Annotated in this window: 15 protein-coding genes; 8 read left to right on the forward strand and 7 right to left on the reverse strand. The window is 66.3% G+C overall.

Going from position 1 to position 17,171, the window contains the following annotated elements; all coding sequences use genetic code 11:
- Positions 1–9 precede the first annotated feature (9 nt).
- Together E6C72_RS03240 and E6C72_RS03245 are read left to right on the forward strand one after the other, a co-directional pair.
- Positions 10–510, forward strand: coding sequence for a DinB family protein (locus E6C72_RS03240; protein ID WP_109085044.1), 501 nt, complete (start codon positions 10–12; stop codon positions 508–510).
- Entirely contained in the window at positions 507–1,133 is a 627-nt protein-coding gene (locus E6C72_RS03245) for a pyridoxamine 5'-phosphate oxidase family protein (protein ID WP_109085045.1), read from the forward strand. The genes E6C72_RS03240 and E6C72_RS03245 overlap by 4 nt, the downstream gene beginning before the upstream one ends.
- On the opposite strand, the gene E6C72_RS03250 is transcribed toward E6C72_RS03245, so the two are convergent.
- From E6C72_RS03250 to E6C72_RS03260, 3 genes are all read right to left on the reverse strand, one after another.
- The gene (locus E6C72_RS03250) at positions 1,127–3,196 is read right to left on the reverse strand and encodes a sensor histidine kinase (RefSeq protein WP_109085046.1); all 2,070 of its coding nucleotides are present in this window, start codon (positions 3,194–3,196) and stop codon (positions 1,127–1,129) included. The two genes, E6C72_RS03245 and E6C72_RS03250, sit on opposite strands and share 7 nt — an antisense overlap.
- 136 nt (positions 3,197–3,332) lie before the next feature.
- On the reverse strand, positions 3,333–5,459 hold the full coding sequence (locus tag E6C72_RS03255; RefSeq protein ID WP_109085047.1) for a sensor histidine kinase: 2,127 nt from the start codon (positions 5,457–5,459) through the stop codon (positions 3,333–3,335).
- A 99-nt stretch (positions 5,460–5,558) separates the two neighbouring features.
- A complete protein-coding gene (locus E6C72_RS03260) occupies positions 5,559–6,302 on the reverse strand; it encodes an MgtC/SapB family protein (protein WP_109085086.1) in 744 nt (247 codons plus the stop codon).
- Between the two features lie 255 nt (positions 6,303–6,557).
- Here E6C72_RS03260 and E6C72_RS03265 point away from each other — a divergent pair, with 255 nt between their 5' ends.
- The 5 genes from E6C72_RS03265 to E6C72_RS03285 all read left to right on the forward strand — a co-directional run bounded on the left by E6C72_RS03265 (position 6,558) and on the right by E6C72_RS03285 (position 10,778).
- Positions 6,558–6,752 carry a periplasmic nitrate reductase, NapE protein gene (locus E6C72_RS03265; RefSeq protein ID WP_109085049.1) on the forward strand — a complete coding sequence of 65 codons (195 nt, stop codon included), beginning with the start codon at positions 6,558–6,560 and terminating at the stop codon, positions 6,750–6,752.
- Positions 6,753–6,776: 24 nt separating this feature from the next.
- Complete coding sequence (locus E6C72_RS03270; RefSeq protein WP_109085050.1) at positions 6,777–7,043, forward strand: chaperone NapD; 267 nt, start codon at positions 6,777–6,779, stop codon at positions 7,041–7,043.
- Between the two features lie 83 nt (positions 7,044–7,126).
- Complete coding sequence (gene napA / locus E6C72_RS03275; RefSeq protein ID WP_109085051.1) at positions 7,127–9,628, forward strand: nitrate reductase catalytic subunit NapA; 2,502 nt, start codon at positions 7,127–7,129, stop codon at positions 9,626–9,628.
- Positions 9,629–9,642: 14 nt separating this feature from the next.
- Positions 9,643–10,164: a nitrate reductase cytochrome c-type subunit gene (locus E6C72_RS03280; RefSeq protein WP_169055123.1), complete on the forward strand. Its 522-nt coding sequence runs from the start codon at positions 9,643–9,645 to the stop codon at positions 10,162–10,164.
- Positions 10,161–10,778, forward strand: coding sequence for a NapC/NirT family cytochrome c (locus E6C72_RS03285; protein ID WP_109085053.1), 618 nt, complete (start codon positions 10,161–10,163; stop codon positions 10,776–10,778). The genes E6C72_RS03280 and E6C72_RS03285 overlap by 4 nt, the downstream gene beginning before the upstream one ends.
- Before the next feature lie 92 nt (positions 10,779–10,870).
- Here E6C72_RS03285 and E6C72_RS03290 read toward each other — a convergent pair whose 3' ends face one another.
- Genes E6C72_RS03290 through E6C72_RS03305 form a run of 4 tightly spaced genes read right to left on the reverse strand, consistent with a single transcriptional unit; the run spans position 10,871 to position 13,613 of the window.
- The gene (locus tag E6C72_RS03290) at positions 10,871–11,923 is read right to left on the reverse strand and encodes a DUF4424 family protein (RefSeq protein ID WP_109085054.1); all 1,053 of its coding nucleotides are present in this window, start codon (positions 11,921–11,923) and stop codon (positions 10,871–10,873) included.
- 26 nt (positions 11,924–11,949) lie between these two features.
- Positions 11,950–12,384: a hypothetical protein gene (locus E6C72_RS03295; RefSeq protein WP_136700641.1), complete on the reverse strand. Its 435-nt coding sequence runs from the start codon at positions 12,382–12,384 to the stop codon at positions 11,950–11,952.
- A 13-nt stretch (positions 12,385–12,397) separates the two neighbouring features.
- Entirely contained in the window at positions 12,398–12,772 is a 375-nt protein-coding gene (locus tag E6C72_RS03300; protein WP_136700643.1) for a hypothetical protein, read from the reverse strand.
- A 10-nt stretch (positions 12,773–12,782) separates the two neighbouring features.
- A complete protein-coding gene (locus tag E6C72_RS03305) occupies positions 12,783–13,613 on the reverse strand; it encodes a hypothetical protein (protein ID WP_109085057.1) in 831 nt (276 codons plus the stop codon).
- 262 nt (positions 13,614–13,875) lie between these two features.
- On the opposite strand from E6C72_RS03305, the gene carB reads away from it, so the two are divergent.
- Positions 13,876–17,124, forward strand: a complete 3,249-nt coding sequence (carB, locus tag E6C72_RS03310) for a carbamoyl-phosphate synthase large subunit (RefSeq protein ID WP_109085058.1) — start codon at positions 13,876–13,878, stop codon at positions 17,122–17,124.
- Positions 17,125–17,171 lie beyond the last annotated feature (47 nt).

The raw sequence follows: 17,171 nt of genomic DNA on the forward strand, positions 1-17,171 counted from the left end.
AGGCTCCCCATGGACCCCAAGCCGCATTTCGAGACCCTCGCCCGCTACAACCGCTGGGCCAACCGCCGCCTGTACGAGGTTGTGTCTCAGCTTTCCGATGCGCAGTACCGCGAGGATTGCGGCGCCTTCTTCGGTTCGATCCGCGGCACGCTGAACCACATCCTGGTCGCCGACCGGGTGTGGCTGGAGCGGATCGAGGGAACCGGGCCGAAACCGTCCTCGCTCGACGAGATCCTCCATGACGATTTCCCCGGCCTGCGCGCGGCCCGCGAGGCGGAGGACGAGCGCATCCTACGCGTCCTGGCGGAAATCCCGGCGGAGCGGTTCGAGTCGGTCCTGTCCTACCGCAGCATGGCCGGCACGCCGCACGAGCTGCCTTTCGTCCAGGTCGTCACCCACATCTTCAACCACCAGACCCACCATCGCGGGCAGGCGCATACGCTGTTGAGCCAGTTCGGGCTGGACGCGCCGTCGATCGACTTCGTCTATTTCCTGCTGGACCCGAAATGAGCCGGCCGGGAAGCAGGCCCGTCACCGATCTCGCCGCCCTGGAAGCCCTCTATGGCGAGCCGGCGGCTCCCTCCATCGCCAAGGAGGTGCCGGCACTGACCCCCGGCTACTGCGCGCTGATCGAGGCGTCGCCCTTCTTCGTTCTCGCCACCAGCGGACCGGGCGGGCTGGACGCCTCGCCGCGCGGCGACGGCCCCGGCTTCGTCCGGATTGCCGACGACCACACCCTGCTGATCCCCGACCGGCGCGGCAACAACCGGATCGACAGCCTGCGCAACATCCTGGCCGATCCGCAGGTCGGACTGCTGTTCCTGGTGCCCGGGCTGAACGAGACGTTGCGGGTCAACGGCCGCGCCGTGATCGACACCGACCGGGATCTGTGCGACAGCTTCGCCGTCGACGGCAAGGTGCCGAAGTCGGTGCTGGTGATCACCATCGACACGGTGTTCTTCCAGTGCGCCCGCGCCCTGCTGCGCTCCCGCCTGTGGGATCCGGCGGCACAGGTCGAGCGCCGCAGCCTGCCCTCGGTGGGCGCCTTGCTGGCGGAGGCCAGCGCCGGGCGCGAAGGCGGCGATGCCTATGACCGGTCGTTGGCCGAACGGATCCCGAAAACGCTCTATTGAACCGGCAACGGGTCCGCCCCTGCCGGGACGGCGGCATCGTCGCTCTCCGGTTCCCCGACCGCGGGCAAACGGATGGTGAAGACCGATCCGACACCGAGCGTGCTGTCCACCGTCAGCGCACCGCCATGGGCGGCGGCGATCCGCTGCGTCATGTAAAGCCCGAGACCGGACCCTTTGGTTCCGCGCGAGGACGAGGCACGGAAATAGATCGAGCCGATCCGCTCGACCTCCTCCGGGCTCATGCCGTGGCCCTGGTCGGCGACGCGGATGACAAGGTCTTGCCCCGCCAAGTGCGCCGTCACCCTGACCACCGTATGGGGTGGCGAATAGCGCAGCGCATTGCGCACGAGATTGGCGACCGCCACCCCAAGGAAGGACAGGTCGACCCGCAACATCCGGTCTGTCGGCTCGACCGTCACCGACAGCCTGGTCTCATTCTCCGCTCCGGCCAGCCCGTCCAGCGCCTCGTCCATCAGCAGGTCGAGCGGCACCACCTCCGGCTTCAGCGCCAGTGCTCCCTGGTCCAGCGCATCCGCCGACAGGAACAGTTCCACCAGGTCGGACATGCGCCGCGTGGTTTCGATGATGCGGCGCACGCGGGATTGCATCGACGGCGCCCGCACCTCGCCCGACAGCTCGATCATCTGGGCCGCTCCCTGGATGGCGGCCAGCGGGGTGCGGAACTCATGCGACAGCATGGCGACGAAGGTGCGCTGTTCCTCCGCCCGCTTGGTGGCGAAAGCCGACTCCTCCTGCGCCCGCACCCGCTCGCGTTGCAGGTCGCGGATGCGCAGCGCCAGACCGGACCCCAGGCACAGCATCGTGCCCAGCACGGCGATCTGATAGGGATCGGCGAACAGCAGATCCACCGGCAGGGTTCCACGCACCGTGAACTGGGTCAGTGTGTTGCCGGTGATCGCGATCAACCCGCTGGCGGCGTAATAGCGGGCGCTGGTGTCGGCGGGATTCCTGACCGCCTGCACGATCGACAGGACTGCCCCGACCAATGTCCCCACCGTGGCGAACAGCAGCACGATCGGATTGGTGATCGAATAGGTCCAGGAGACGGCGCTGGGAAGCGACAGGAGCGCCATCCAGCGGATGCCGACATAGAACCAGTGCAGACGCGGATGGCGGACCCGCAGGTCGAGGATGCGGTCCCACATCCACGCCGACGCGGCGACGCCGAGAAAGGCGCTGCTGCCGACCACCAGATTCTGCAACCAACCCGGCATATCGGGCAGCAGGATCGACGCCACCCCTCCCGAGAACAGGTAGAAGACGAAAACGCTCCCCGCATAGCCGGTGAAGGCCAGCAGAGCCCCGTCGCGCAGAAGCAACCCCAGCGACACATATCCCATGATCAGGATGGCCAGCACGCCGAAGAATAGGCCCAGGAACAGCAGGTTCGTGACCTGGAAGCCGGCATAGGCCGGAACGGCGTAGACCGCCGCCCGCATGGTGATGGAACTGACCGACTCGACGCGGAGATAGAGGGAAACCGGCTTGCCCTCCGGCAGGGTCAGCCGCGTGGTGTGCAGCCGGGTCTTCATCGGCCTCTGGCTGAAGGGAACGAAATCGCCCATGCGGATGATGCTGTAGCCGGCCGCATCGCCGGCCATGGTCCGATCGGGAACATAAAGGTCGAGGTGATCGATGTAGGCTTCACCCAGTTCGATGATCCAGTCAGCCGGTGCACCGGGTTCACGCAGCAGGTCGAACCTGTACCAGTGGATGTCGGGCGTCTGACCGGCACCGCGGAAGATCGTCTGCGGCTCGAACCGTCCTTCCGCATCGGCCTTCAGCACGTCGCCGAAGCCGAGCGCATGCTCGCGGTCGATCAGTCGGGCGAAATGGCCGGCGAGCGATGCACGGTCCGTCGACACCGTCAAACGCAGGGGATCCGCCGCCTGCACCTCGGCTGGGGCCGCCGTCTGCGTCCCTGTCTGCGCCCATGCGGCGATCGGCAGGGCGAACGTCACAATCCACAGGGTCAGGCCGAAAAGCCGGATATGCCGGAAAGCCGCAGCCAGCAGACCTGTTTGCCCGATCACATGCGGCATTCTTCGCCTGGCGGCCCGGTCGACGATCATCCCCTCCCTTGAACCGATGCTGGATCACCCACGAAAGTGATACGCACAAAGGATATAAGATAACATATTGGGCCAGGGACGCAATGCGAACAGTTATCAGAAACGATCACTTGGCGAGGGGATGGCCGGCTTCCGGCGGTCCGTCCGTCACAGGCAAGCGAATGGTGAAGACGGAGCCCTGGTCGCGCAAGCTCTCCACCGACAGGGTTCCGCCATGGGCGGCAACGATCTTCTGCGTCATGTAGAGCCCCAGCCCCGATCCCTTGGTCCCGCGCGAGGACGAGGCGCGGAAATAGATCGAGCCGATGCGCTCCACCTCCTCGGCGCTCATGCCGCGGCCCTGGTCGGCGACGCGGATGACAATGCGGTCGCCATCTTCACCGGCGGTCACCCGGACCGGCGTGTCCAGCGGCGAGTAGCGCAGCGCGTTCTGCACCAGATTGCCGATGGCAACCCCCAGGAACGGCGCGTCGACCAGCAGCGGACGATCGGGGATATCGATGGACAGATCCAGCCGTTCCTCCGCTCCCGTCCCTTCCAGCCCGCCCAGCACCTCGTCCATCAGCTGGCCCAGCGCCACCGGCTCCGGCTTCAGGGCCAGCGCTCCCTGGTCCAGAGCATCGGCGGACAGGAAAAGCTCCACCAGTTCCGCCATCTTGCGGGTGGTGCCGCGAATGCGCTGCAGGCGGGCCAGCGAAGACGGCGACTCCACGGCACCCGACAGCTCGATCATCTGGGCGGCGCTGTCGATGGAAGCGAGCGGAGTACGGAACTCATGCGACAGCATGGCGACGAAGCTGCGCTGCTCCTCAGCCCGCTTGGTGGCGAAGGCCGATTCCTCGCGGGCGCGCAGCCGCTCCGACTGAAGCCTGCCGATGCGCAGGGCGAGACCGGTGCCCAGCACCAGCACCGCCAGCATCGACGAGATCTGATAGGGGTCGGCGACCGCGAAGTCGGCCGGCAGAACGCCACGCAGCGACATCTGCGTCAGCAGCAGGCCGACGAGCGAGATCAGCGTGCTGGCCAGATAGAAGCGCGGAGTCGGATCGCCGGGGTTCGCCCAACTCATCCGCGCCGTCAGCACCAGGGCGATCACCACGACGACCAGCGCCGACACCGTCACGATCGGGTTGGTCAGGGTATAGAGCGGCGAAACCGTCGACGGCAGCATCAGCAGGGCCAGCAGCGCCAGCCCCCGGTAACAGCGGTGAAGCCAGGGGGCGCGGGTCTTCAGGTCGAGGATGTAGACCCACATGGTGAGGGCGGCGGCAAAGCCCAGAAAGCCGCTGCTGCCCACCATCATGTTCATGAACCAGCCCGGCAGGTCCGGCAGCAGGATGGCGGCGATGCCGTTGGCGAACAGGTAATAGCACAGCACCGTGGCGACATAGCCGGTGTAGGCCAGCAACGCCCCATCGCGCAGAAGCAGGCCCAACGCAACATAACCCAGCGTCAGGATGCCCAGCACCCCCAGGAACAGGCCCTGGAACAGCAGATCGGTGGTCTGATGGCCGATATAGGCGGCCGGCGCCCACATCCGTGCCGACAGCCGGATGGCGCTGACCGAGTCGACGCGCAGATAGAGCGAGACCGGCCTTCCCTCCGGCAGGGTCAGCGGCAGGCTATGCAGCCGGGTGCGCATCGGCCGCTGGCTGAAGGGAACGAAGTCGCCGAGCCGGACCAGCCGATAGGCGGCGGGGTCCTGCGGCCGGCCCGCAGTTCCGCCGGCTGCACCGGTCGCTTTCGGAATGAACAGGTCGAGATGATCGATATAGGCCTCGCCCATCTCCAGCAGCCAGTCGGCCGGGGCACCGGGTTCGCGCAGCAGATCGAAGCGGTACCAGTGGATGTCGCGGGTCTGGCCGGCACCACGGAAATCCTCCCGCGGCTCCATCCGGCCTTCGGCGTCCGCCTTCAGGAGGGTGGCGAAATCGAGCTGGCGGTCGGGATCGACCAGCCGGGCGAAATGGCCGGCCAACGTGGCGCTGGCGGTAGATGCCCCCAAACGGAGCGGTTCGACATCAGAAACCGCCGCGATCGCGGAACCGGCGGCATTCCCGACGAACGGCAGAAGAAGCACCACCAGCAGCGCGATCAGCCCCGCCATCCGGCAAAGACGGACGAAGGCCGAAGCCAAGGGGCTTCCATTGCGCCTGCCGCAGCCGGTGTGCCGGGCCGGCAGGCGGCCCGTCCAGCCCTGGCGTTCCCTGCGGTTGTTCGCATCCTTCATCATCGCAGGCTGTCGATATAGATAAAGTTTTAGGAAAAGATTAAGCTGGTATGCATTTCGTCCTCCATCCCATCTGCGTCTGTCTCCGTCCTTCCGCTCGCTTCAAATACGCGAGGGGGACAGCTTGAACTCCACCACCGTGTCGGTCGAGGCGAGGGCGCTGACCAGCGCCATCGGATCGGGGTCGCCCTTGCCCTGAAGCACCAGCTGGCATTCGAATTGGCCACTGCCGTTGGCGAGGTGGAAGGCCCAGTCGACCACCTCGAAACCATGTTTCTTGGCCTGCATCCGCAATTCCTCCGGTGGCGGCGCCTTGTCGCGCGGAAACACCAGTGTCAGATGGACCACCGACTGGTGGGGCAGCAGGCGCTCGACCGGCCGCAGGAAGCTCATCACCAGAATGGTCAGCAGTGCGGCGGCAATGGCGACCGCATAGAAGCCAAGCCCGATGGTGATGCCGATCGCCGAGGTCGCCCAGATCGAGGCGGCTGTGGACAAGCCGCGGATCGACAGCCCTTCGCGCATGATGACCCCGGCGCCGAGGAAGCCGATGCCGGTGACGATGCCCTGGATCACGCGCGTCGGATCCCCGGTCAGGGCAACCCCATGCGCACCCCCCCGCGTCCCGATGCCGCCATACCACATCGAAGGATAGGCGTTGACCACCGTCAGCGCGGCCGACGCCAGACAGACCAGTCCGTAGGTCCGCATCCCGGCCGCCCGCCCGTGATAGCTACGCTCGTACCCCAGCAGCAGCCCGACCGCCAAAGCCCCCAGAAGATGTAGGAGAATCAGCCCGTTGGTCACCAGTTCGGCCGGCGACCAGTAAGAGCGCAGCAAGTCCATGACCCATTCCATTCCCGGCCAGGGCTTCGGTTGAAGACCTCCGCGGCAGTCTAGCGCAGCAAAAGCCGCAGCGCCTGCGCGGCGAAAGGCGCCATTCCGTCACAGGCAACAAACGGCCCCGCTTGACCTGTGTCAATTGCAGCCCACCGGAAAGTATCGATACTAAGGGCCGAAAACCGGTACCTAAGGACCAACCCGAAGGGTTGGCATCCGGGGCCGGCCTGACCCATTCCCGCTCCGACCGAGAGTGCCGCCATGAGGCCCATCAGTTCTCCCGTCCTGTCCCATCCGTCCGACCGGAAGGCGACCGACTCAGCACCGGCCCCGACCCGCCGGGCCGAGGGGCTGATGTTCCTGTGGCTGGCGGTGCTGGTCTGGCCGGTGATCGCCGTCGGCACCGTCGCCGCCTACGGCTTCTCGATCTGGATGTACCAGATCCTCACCCACTGAGTCCGCCGCCCCCCGAGGACCGATATGCCCCGCGCCCCCGAAGTCCACATCTCCAGCCTCGTCATCCAGCACAGCCCCGACCGCACCGACGCGGTGCGCGAGGCGGCGAACGCCGTCGCCGGACTGGAGTGGTGCGCATCGGAGAACGGCAAGGCCGTCGTGACGCTGGTCACCGCCAGCGCTGCCGAGGTGGTGGACCGCATCGCCGTGCTGAACGCCGTCCCCGGCGTGCACACCACCACCATGGTCTACCACCACTACGAACCCGCGGACGCGATCGACGCTGCCTGACGGCACCTCCTGACCGGTGTCCTCCGGGCGCGCCGCATCCGCCCATTTCCGACCGAATTTCCTCCGAGACTGGAGTTCCCCGCATGTTTCTGTCCCGCCGCGATTACCTGAAGGCGCAAGCCGCCGCTGCCGCCGCCGCGGCGGCCGGAATTTCGCTGCCCGCCTCCGCCGCCAACATCCTGACCGGTGAGGGCGCCAAGCTGAACTGGTCGAAGGCCCCCTGCCGCTTCTGCGGCACCGGTTGCAGCGTGATGGTCGGCGTCAAGGACGGCCGCGTTGTCGCCACCCACGGCGACGTGAAGGCCGAGGTGAACCGCGGCCTGAACTGCGTGAAGGGCTATTTCCTGTCCAAGATCATGTATGGCGAGGACCGGCTGAACCAGCCGCTGCTGCGCATGAAGGACGGGAAGTTCGACAAGGACGGCGAGTTCGAGCCGATCAGCTGGGACGCCGCCTTCGACATCATGGCCGCCAAGTGGAAGGAGACCCTGAAGAAGAAGGGTCCGACCGCCGTCGGCATGTTCGGCTCCGGCCAGTGGACCATCTATGAGGGCTATGCCGCCTCCAAGCTGATGAAGGCCGGCCTGCGCTCCAACAACCTCGACCCGAACGCCCGCCACTGCATGGCGTCGGCGGTTGCCGGCTTCATGCGCACCTTCGGCATGGACGAGCCGATGGGCTGCTACGACGACATGGAGCAGGCCGACGCCTTCGTGCTGTGGGGCTCCAACATGGCGGAGATGCACCCCATCCTGTGGACTCGCGTCACCGACCGCCGCCTCAGCCACCCTGGCTGCAAGGTCGCCGTCCTGTCGACCTACGAGCACCGCAGCTTCGACCTCGCCGACATCGGCCTGGTCTTCACCCCCGGCTCCGATCTGGCGATCCTGAACTACATCGCCAACCACATTATCAAGACCGGCCGGGTGAACAAGGAGTTCGTCGAAAAGCACTGCAACTTCAAGCGCGGCCGCGACGACATCGGCTACGGCCTGCGTCCCGACAACCCCTTGGAGAAGAAGGCGAAGAACGCCGACAAGGCCAACGACTCCGACCCGATCAGCTTCGAGGAGTTCGCCAAGTTCGTCGAGCCCTACACGCTGGACAAGGCGCATGAGCTGTCGGGCGTGCCGAAGAACCGGCTGGAGGCGCTGGCCGAGCTGTATGCCGACCCGAAGGTGAAGGTCGTGTCCTTCTGGACCATGGGCTTCAACCAGCATGTCCGCGGCGTCTGGGCCAACAACCTCTGCTACAATATCCACCTGCTGACCGGAAAGATTTCCCAGCCCGGCAACGGCCCCTTCTCGCTAACCGGCCAGCCGTCGGCCTGCGGCACCGCGCGCGAGGTCGGCACCTTCTCCCACCGGCTGCCGGCCGACATGGTGGTGACCAACCCCGAGCACCGCCGCCACGCCGAGGAAATCTGGAAGCTGCCGGAGGGGACCATCCCCGACAAGATCGGCTATCACGCCGTCCAGCAGGATCGCATGCTCAAGGACGGCAAGCTCAATGCCTACTGGGTCATGTGCAACAACAACATGCAGACGGCCCCGAACACGGCGAAGGAGACCTTCCCCGGCTACCGCAACCCGGAAAACTTCATCGTCGTCTCCGACCCCTACCCGACCGTCACGGCGCTGGCCGCCGACCTGATCCTGCCCACCGCCATGTGGGTGGAAAAGGAGGGCGGCTACGGCAATGCCGAGCGCCGCACCCAGCTGTGGCGCCAGCTGGTCGATGCGCCGGACGGCGCGCGGTCCGACCTGTGGCAGATCATGGAGTTCTCCAAGCGCTTCCGCATCGAGGAGGTGTGGCCGGAGGAACTTCTGAACAAGAAGCCGGAATATCGCGGCAAGACGCTGTACGAGGTGCTGTTCCGCAACGGTCAGGTCGACCGCTTCCCGCTGTCCGACCTCGACCAGAACTACAATAACTTCGAGGCCAAGGACGCCGGATTCTACGTCCAGAAGGGGCTGTTCGAGGAATACGCCTCCTTCGGCCGCGGCCATGGCCATGATCTGGCACCCTTCGAGCTGTACCACCAGGAACGCGGCCTGCGCTGGCCGGTGGTGGATGGCAAGGAGACCAAGTGGCGCTACCGCGAGGGCTCCGACCCGTACGTCAAGGCGGGCGAGGGCATGCGCTTCTACGGCAACAAGGACGGCAAGGCGAATGTCTTCGCCCTGCCCTACGAGCCGCCGGCCGAGGCGCCCGACGCCGACTATCCGTTCTGGCTGTCGACCGGCCGCGTGATCGAGCATTGGCACAGCGGGTCGATGACCATGCGGGTTCCCGAACTGCGCAAGGCCTTCCCGAATGCCGTGGTGTTCATGCACCCTGACGACGCCAAGGAATTGAATGTCCGGCGCGGCCAGGAAGTGCGCGTCACCTCCCGCCGTGGCGAGGTGCGGGTGCGGGTCGAGACGCGCGGGCGCAACAAGCCGCCGCGGGGTCTGGTCTTCGTTCCCTTCTTCGACCAGACGGTCCTCATCAACAAGGTGACGCTGGACGCCACCGATCCCATCAGCAAGCAGACCGACTTCAAGAAATGCGCGGTCAAGATCACGCCCGTCGTGAACGCCTGAGGAGTGCCGGCATCATGAAGACCCGTTTCCTGATCGCCGCGCTGGCCCTGCTGGCCGGCATCCCGGCCCTGACCATCGGCGTCGCCACCAGCGGCGTGGCCGCCGACAAGCCCGCGGTTTCCAGCGGCACCGGCACAGTGGGGGGGATCAAGGTCCCCTCCACCAACCATCCGATCACGCTGGACGTGCCAGCCGAGGCGACCCACCGCGAGATCACCGACGACCAGAAGCGCGTGCGCAACTACGCCGACCAGCCGCCGCTGATCCCGCATGCCATCCGCGACTATCAGATCGACCTGAACATCAACAAGTGCCTGACCTGCCACGACCGCCGCAACACGGCCGGCTCGCAGGCGCCGATGCTGTCGGTCACCCATTTCCAGGACCGTGACGGCCAGACGCTGGGCACGGTGGCGGCGCGCCGCTACTTCTGCACCCAATGCCACGTGCCACAGACCGACGCCCAGCCGATCGTTCCCAACAGCTTCCAAGACTTCGACTCGGTCCTGGGCCATGCCCAAGGCGGCCAGAAATGAAAATCCGCGACGCAGTGCTGTGCCTGTGGCGGCTGTTCGCCCGCCCCAGCGTCCATTTCGGCCTAGGCTTCCTGACGCTGGGCGGTTTCATCGCCGGCGTCGTCTTCTGGGGCGGCTTCAACACCGCTCTGGAGGCCACCAACAAGGAAGCCTTCTGCATCAGCTGCCACGAGATGCGCGACAATCCCTATGAGGAGCTGAAGCAGACCATCCACTTCACGAACCGCTCCGGCGTGCGCGCCAGCTGCCCGGACTGCCACGTCCCGCACCAGTGGACCGACAAGATCGCCCGCAAGATGCAGGCGTCGAAGGAGGTCTGGGGCAAGATCTTCGGCACCATCGACACGCGCGAGAAGTTCCTGGACAAGCGCCGCGAACTGGCCGAGCACGAATGGGCGCGGCTGAAGGCGAACAACTCGCTGGAATGCCGCAACTGTCACAGCGCCGACTCGATGGACATCACCAAACAGAATCCGCGCGCCGCCAAGATGCACGAGACCTATCTGTTCACCGGACAGAACACCTGCATCGACTGCCACAAGGGCATCGCCCACCACCTGCCCGACATGCAGGGGATTGAGCCGGGCTGGAGCATGAAGACCAGCCAGAAGTAAGCGTCCGAGCAAGGCAACAGCCCCGCTTCCGGAAGGAGCGGGGCTGTTGCCGTTTCACGGGAAACGCCGCCGGCGAGACGGGCGAGCGGGAGTCAGGGAGTTTTGCCCCGGACAAACAACAGCAGGCGGATGTCGCGGTCGGGAACGAAATCGGTGATCGTCGATTCGAAGGTCGTCGGACCGGTCTTGATCAAGCCATTCCAACACAGAGATACGATGTTTTCCGGAGCGCCCTTGTCGATGGTCAGGTGGAAGCGTCCGATCGGGCCGCGCCAGTTGCGGGCCGTGGTCAGGATATATTCGATCTCCGCAGCGCCATAGGGCATGGCGGGCGGCGGATATTTCGCCTGGACCGTCGCCACGGTCCGCCGCGTCGCCGCATCCAGGCAATAGCGGTCATCTCCCGTCGCGTTCACTGTCCCGGTCACCTCTCCGACAAGCCGTCCGACCACGCCGCGGCCGTCGATCTCGTTCACATCGCCGAGAAGGGAATGACCCAGGAAGGTCCGGTAGACATGGCGGACCCGCACATCGCGCCCCGGCGGAAAGGTCTGCGTCCAGAAATAACGGGTGCGCAGCGTCCATTGCGGGTTGTTGTCATCGTCGCCATTCCGGATCAGGCCGGCATCGCGCAGCCGGGCCAGCGCCGCCGGATCCAGTGTCCGCGCGTAGCCGTCATAGGCGCCCGGCGCCCAGGGCGTCATGCCCAGCGCCCCCGCCGCCTCCACCGTCGCCGTCACATCCCGGCCTTGGAAGATGGCGCGCCGCTCCAGAGAGGGCCGCACCGGCCGGTCATCGATCCACAGGCGGAAATCGAGGAAATCATCGGCCGGCTTGGGAAAGGTCCAGGCCGACGCCGTCAATCCCGGCGACAGGTCGAGATCCGGAAGCGGAAAGGCCACCAGCGTTTCGACCGGATGGTCGCTGACATTGCGGAAGACGTAGGAGACGCGGATCTCGTCCATCCCGATCGACAGATCCTCCGACCGCATCTCGATCACGTCGGTCCTGGTCAGCTCGATTCCGCCAGTGCCTTGAAAGCCGGTGCTGTCGTTGGCCGACGCGTCCTCCCCCATCATCGGCAGAAACAGTATCGCCAGAAGAGCGCTCCACCCGATCGCCTTGCCAATTCCCTTGCCAGCCATCCCCCGCTCCCCCGAATCCGCAGGTGTCACCGATAGGAAATGGCGACCCCTTGCATGAAATTTTCGCGCTGAACGATGTTCTGCCCGTCGAAGGCCTTCGTACCATCGAAGGCGGCGATCTCGACGGTCGCCGCGTCGATCCATCTGACCTGCAAGCCATGCCGGCCCCGCACATGCAGGAATTGCTTGCTGTTTTGCGGATCGGTTCCCTCGCCTGCCGGAATCAGGCCGGCCCGGGTGTCGAAGCCGGCGGTCGCGCCACAGTCGATCGAATATACGACCACCGACAACCTGCCATCCGGCGAAGGATTCGCCCCGAACGTTTCGACCTCGCACATGTCGAAAAACAAATTCGCATAGACATAAAAGTAGAAGAACGACCCCGCCAGAACAGCCGATACAGAAACCAACAGGCAGAGAGCAATCACCCTCAATCCATTTTTACCGGAACCATTCATCATCAGGGCGCCATCATCACCCCAGCATCGCCACCACCGACAGCGCCAGCAGCGTCACCAGAACCGCCTCGCCAAGTCCAACCAGTCCGCGCAGTGCCAGCGCCACCCACCAACTCGCCCAATCGCGCCGATGGCGCACCTCCTTCAGCAGGCGTTCCTGGATGCCGGCGACGGTGCGGCGGGCAGACAGGCTGGCGATGCCGCCGACCAGTGCCACCAGCCCGGTGCCCAGCACGAAGTACAAGGCGCCCTTCCAGCCGGCGAAATGGTCGGGATCGTTCAGGTAATGCCCGGCACCGACGATGATCCACACCGCCGCCGGCCAGACGCCGACGATCTCCGGCCCTGGGCCTTCCCCCTTCGGTCCTTCTCCCCTTTGCGCGCCGTCCATTGCCCCCCCCTCAACCACCCGGCACATGGCGGTACGCCAGCACACGCGTCGCCGGACCGCCCTCGACATCGGCCAGCGGCAGCAGCAGTTCGACGAACTTCGACCCCGGCAGCATCGGGTCGTCGCGCACCAGCAGGCAACGCGGCTCGCCACTCTCCAGACAGGCGCGCAGGTCGGACAGCCAGCGCTGCGCCGCCTGCTCGGGATGGCAGTCGCTCACCCGCCGCGTCGTCGGCCGTTCGGCCAACCGGCGTTGCAGGGCGCGGCCGCAGGACTTGTAGACGAAATCGCTGCCGTCGGCGGTCGGCTCCATCAGGGCGATGCGCGGCACGCTTTCGCGGACCTGGGCAGTGTCGATCTCCGTCGCCAGCGGCATGCGGCGCTTGCGCTTCAGCCGCACCCAATGAGTGTAAAGAATGCGGACCTGAGGCGTCTGCTCCACGTCGATCACGTCCGCCCGGCAGGGCGGCGGCGGCAGGTCCAGCATCGGAGTCGCCACCGGCACCGAAGCGAAGGCCGCTGCCGCCGGCACCGGCTGGGAGACCGGTTGCAGGATTGGCCGCGAAGCCGCCGCGGTGACCGGAGTGTGCGCCTGCCCGGCCGGCGTGTGGCCGATCCGTCCGCCATGCTTCTTCAGCATCGGCAACGGCGCCCAGGCGGTGCAGGTATGATAGCCCTTGGTGATGCGGCGGTAGTCCTGGCTGCTGGCGGTGCGGCACTCCCCTTCCACCCCGTGGCGGGCGACGTACACCAGCGTGTTGTCCTCCGACAGCGCGCGCTCGCCGCCCCACGAGACGCAGGCGGCGCAGGCGCGACTGTCCTTGGCGAATGCGTGGCTCATCGGGGCATATCTCCAATGGGTATGCGAAGCGGGAGAATGGGAATTGATGCGTCCCTTTCCCCATCGGTTCAAGGGCCGCATGGGCCGGAGGTGCCGCGCCCGAGATTCAGTCATGCGAGGGTGACATCCATGCCACCCCTTCCCCCCCGGCCCCGAACCCCCTATAAGGGGGCCTTGCACGACATGCCCATCCCCGCTCTCCGTCTCCGGTCCCCCGGCGCCGGGGGGTTTTCGGCTGACCACACTTCAGAGAAGCGGACCCATGCCCAAACGCACCGACATCAAATCCATCTGCATCATCGGCGCGGGTCCGATCGTCATCGGACAGGCTTGCGAGTTCGACTATTCCGGCGTCCAGGCCTGCAAGGCGCTGCGCGAGGAAGGCTACCGGGTCATCCTCGTCAACTCCAACCCGGCCACCATCATGACCGATCCCGGTCTGGCCGACGCCACCTACATCGAGCCGATCACCCCGGCCGTCGTCGCCAAGATCCTGGAGAAGGAGCGTCCTGACGCGCTCTTGCCGACCATGGGCGGCCAGACCGCGCTGAACACGGCGATGGCGCTGTCCGACGACGGCACGCTGGAGCGGCTCGGGGTGGAGATGATCGGCGCCAAGCGCGACGTCATCGCCAAGGCCGAGGACCGCATCCTGTTCCGCGACGCCATGGACAAGCTGGGCCTCGAATCGCCGAAGTCGCGCATGGTCCGCACGCTGGACGAGGCGATGGACGCGCTGGAATTCGTCGGTCTCCCCGCCATCATCCGTCCCAGCTTCACGCTGGCCGGCACCGGCGGCGGCATCGCCTACAACCGGGCGGAGTTCGAGGACATCGTGCGCGGCGGCCTGCGCGCCAGCCCGGTCGGCGAGGTGCTGATCGAGGAATCGGTGCTGGGCTGGAAGGAATACGAGATGGAGGTCGTGCGCGACGGCGCCGACAACTGCATCATCGTCTGCGCCATCGAGAACATCGACCCGATGGGCGTCCACACCGGCGACTCGATCACGGTGGCGCCGTCGCTGACGCTGACCGACAAAGAATACCAGATCATGCGCGACGCCTCGATCGCCGTGCTGCGCGAGATCGGCGTCGACACCGGCGGCTCGAACGTCCAGTTCGCGGTCAACCCGGCCAACGGCCGCCTGATCGTCATCGAGATGAATCCCCGCGTGTCGCGCTCCTCGGCGCTGGCGTCGAAGGCCACCGGCTTCCCCATCGCCAAGATCGCCGCCAAGCTGGCCGTCGGCTACCGGCTGGACGAGCTGACCAACGACATCACCGGCACCACGCCCGCGAGCTTCGAGCCGACGATCGACTACGTCGTCACCAAGATGCCGCGCTTCACCTTCGAGAAGTTCAAGGGCTCGGAGCCGCTGCTGACCACCTCGATGAAGTCGGTGGGCGAGGCGATGTCGATCGGCCGCACCTTCCAGGAATCGGTGCAGAAGGCGCTGCGCTCGATGGAGACCGGCCTGACCGGCTTCAACGAGGTGAAGATCGGCGGGGAGGAAAATCCGGACCGCACCGCCATCCGCGGCGCGCTCGCCACGCCGACGCCTGACCGCCTGCTTGTGATCGCCCAGGCCTTCCGCCACGGCTTCACCGTGGACGAGGTCCAGGCCGTCTCCAAGTACGACCCGTGGTTCCTGGAGCAGATCAAGGCGATCACCGACCGCGAGGCGACGATCCGCGCCGACGGCCTGCCGACCGACAAGGCCGGCTGGCTGAAGCTGAAGCAGATGGGCTTCTCCGACGCCCGTCTGGCCGAGCTGGCCAAGACCACCGAAGCCGCCGTCGCAGCATCCCGCCGCATGGCTGGCATCACCCCGGTCTACAAGCGCATCGACACCTGCGCCGCCGAATTCGCGTCGGCCACCCCCTACATGTACTCGACCTACGAGACCGATGGGACCGGCGAGGCCGAGTGCGAGTCCGACCCGACCGACAAGCGCAAGGTCGTCATCCTCGGCGGCGGTCCGAACCGCATCGGCCAGGGCATCGAGTTCGACTATTGCTGCGTCCATGCCGTCTACGCCCTGCAGGAGGCCGGCATCGAGACCATCATGGTCAACTGCAACCCGGAGACCGTCTCCACCGACTACGACACCGCCGACCGCCTGTATTTCGAGCCGCTGACGGCCGAGGACGTGGTGGAGCTGGTGCGGGTCGAGCAGCGCAACGGCACCGTGCTGGGCTGCATCGTGCAGTTCGGCGGCCAGACCCCGCTGAAGCTCGCCGCCGCCCTGGAGGCCGCGGGCATTCCGATCCTGGGCACCTCGCCCGACGCCATCGACCTGGCCGAAGACCGCGAGCGCTTCCAGAAGCTGCTGCATGAGCTGAACCTGAAGCAGCCGGCCAACGGCCTCGCCCGCTCGCTGGAAGAGGCCGAGGCGGTCGCAGCCCGCATCGGCTTCCCGGTCGTCATCCGTCCGTCCTACGTGCTGGGCGGCCGGGCGATGGAGATCGTCCACGACATGGCCGGGCTCCAGCGCTACATGGGCACCGCCGTGCAGGTGTCGGGCAAGAACCCGGTGCTGATCGACAGCTATCTGCAGGACGCCATCGAGGTCGATGTCGACGTCGTCTGCGACGGCACCGACGTCTATGTCGCCGGCGTGATGGAGCATATCGAAGAGGCCGGCATCCATTCCGGCGACAGCGCCTGCGCCCTGCCGCCCTACACGCTGCCTGCCGACACCATCGCCGAGATCAACCGCCAGTCGGATGCGCTCGCCCGCGCGCTCAAGGTGGTCGGCCTGATGAACGTGCAGTTCGCGGTCAAGGCCGGAACCGTCTACATCCTGGAGGTCAACCCGCGCGCCAGCCGCACGGTGCCCTTCGTCGCCAAGGCCACCGGCACCGCCATCGCCAAGATCGCCGCCCGCGTCATGGCCGGGGAGAAGCTGTCCTCCTTCACCCTGAACGGTCCGACCCCCCCGCACACCGCGGTCAAGGAAGCGGTCTTCCCCTTCGCCCGCTTCCCCGGCGTCGACATCGTGCTCGGCCCTGAGATGAAGTCGACAGGCGAGGTCATGGGCCTCGACCACAACTTCGCGCTCGCCTTCGCCAAGGCGCAGCTTGGCGCCGGCGTCACCCTGCCGGTCAAGGGCAGCGTCTTCGTCTCGGTCAAGGACCACGACAAGCCGGCGCTGGCGGTGATCTCCAAGAAGCTGCACGAGATGGGCTTCCGCATCCTCGCCACCTCCGGCACCGCCAAGGTGCTGAGCGAGGCCGGCGTGCCGGCGGAGACCATCAACAAGGTGGTCGAAGGCCAGCCGCACATCGTCGACGCCATGATCAACGGGAACGTGCATCTGGTCATCAACACCACGGAAGGCGCCCAGGCGCTGTCCGACAGCTTCAGCCTGCGTCGCACCGCGCTGACCTACAACATTCCGTACTATACGACGGTGGCAGGAGCACGCGCGGCGGTGGAAGCGATTGCCGCACTCCGGAACGGCAGCCTTGAAGTCGCCCCGTTGCAGTCGTACCTTAGCGGATCGTATTAAGGACGGACGACGGCGCGGCGGACCTCCTCCGCGCCGTCTTCGTCCTT

It is taken from the genome of Azospirillum sp. TSH100 (assembly GCF_004923295.1).
Lineage (GTDB): Bacteria > Pseudomonadota > Alphaproteobacteria > Azospirillales > Azospirillaceae > Azospirillum.

Excerpts from the sequence above, each read along its gene's own strand:
- E6C72_RS03280 (WP_169055123.1), top strand. The coding sequence starts at position 9,643 with ATGAAGACCCGTTTCCTGATCGCCGCGCTGGCCCTGCTGGCCGGCATC.
- E6C72_RS03305 (WP_109085057.1), bottom strand. The coding sequence starts at position 13,613 with ATGAGCCACGCATTCGCCAAGGACAGTCGCGCCTGCGCCGCCTGCGTC.
- napA (WP_109085051.1), top strand. The coding sequence starts at position 7,127 with ATGTTTCTGTCCCGCCGCGATTACCTGAAGGCGCAAGCCGCCGCTGCC.
- E6C72_RS03265 (WP_109085049.1), top strand. The coding sequence starts at position 6,558 with ATGAGGCCCATCAGTTCTCCCGTCCTGTCCCATCCGTCCGACCGGAAG.
- E6C72_RS03240 (WP_109085044.1), top strand. The coding sequence starts at position 10 with ATGGACCCCAAGCCGCATTTCGAGACCCTCGCCCGCTACAACCGCTGG.
- E6C72_RS03300 (WP_136700643.1), bottom strand. The coding sequence starts at position 12,772 with ATGGACGGCGCGCAAAGGGGAGAAGGACCGAAGGGGGAAGGCCCAGGG.
- E6C72_RS03255 (WP_109085047.1), bottom strand. The coding sequence starts at position 5,459 with ATGATGAAGGATGCGAACAACCGCAGGGAACGCCAGGGCTGGACGGGC.
- carB (WP_109085058.1), top strand. The coding sequence starts at position 13,876 with ATGCCCAAACGCACCGACATCAAATCCATCTGCATCATCGGCGCGGGT.
- E6C72_RS03245 (WP_109085045.1), top strand. The coding sequence starts at position 507 with ATGAGCCGGCCGGGAAGCAGGCCCGTCACCGATCTCGCCGCCCTGGAA.
- E6C72_RS03290 (WP_109085054.1), bottom strand. The coding sequence starts at position 11,923 with ATGGCTGGCAAGGGAATTGGCAAGGCGATCGGGTGGAGCGCTCTTCTG.
- E6C72_RS03250 (WP_109085046.1), bottom strand. The coding sequence starts at position 3,196 with ATGCCGCATGTGATCGGGCAAACAGGTCTGCTGGCTGCGGCTTTCCGG.
- E6C72_RS03285 (WP_109085053.1), top strand. The coding sequence starts at position 10,161 with ATGAAAATCCGCGACGCAGTGCTGTGCCTGTGGCGGCTGTTCGCCCGC.
- E6C72_RS03295 (WP_136700641.1), bottom strand. The coding sequence starts at position 12,384 with ATGATGAATGGTTCCGGTAAAAATGGATTGAGGGTGATTGCTCTCTGC.
- E6C72_RS03260 (WP_109085086.1), bottom strand. The coding sequence starts at position 6,302 with ATGGACTTGCTGCGCTCTTACTGGTCGCCGGCCGAACTGGTGACCAAC.
- E6C72_RS03270 (WP_109085050.1), top strand. The coding sequence starts at position 6,777 with ATGCCCCGCGCCCCCGAAGTCCACATCTCCAGCCTCGTCATCCAGCAC.